The 249-nt window shown below is 43.8% G+C and carries 1 protein-coding gene; it reads left to right on the top strand.

The annotated features are described in order from the left end of the window. A partial coding sequence (locus ACHRVZ_RS21450) for a hypothetical protein (protein ID WP_395425059.1) occupies positions 1 to 249 on the top strand: 249 nt, incomplete at both ends.

Raw genomic sequence — 249 nt, 5'->3', positions numbered from 1 at the left:
TTCACAAACTCTAACAGCTACCGCTACAGTACCAGCAGGTTCAAGCATTGTTTGGTATGATGCTGCCACAGGAGGAAACATAGTAAATCCGGCAACATTAGTAAGTACAGTTGCTGCTACCAAAACATTATACGGTCAGACTTCAAACGGAACTTGTTCAAGTTTGACAAGAACAGCTGTTGTTTTAACAATCAATGGCGCACCATCAGCACCAACTGCTCCGGGTAACGTAACAGTATGTGAGACAGG

Source organism: Flavobacterium sp. FlaQc-57, from assembly GCF_044007395.1.
Taxonomy (GTDB): domain Bacteria; phylum Bacteroidota; class Bacteroidia; order Flavobacteriales; family Flavobacteriaceae; genus Flavobacterium.
The sequence above is the reverse complement of the archived record's forward strand: the minus strand, read 5'-3'. Positions and strand labels throughout refer to the sequence as shown.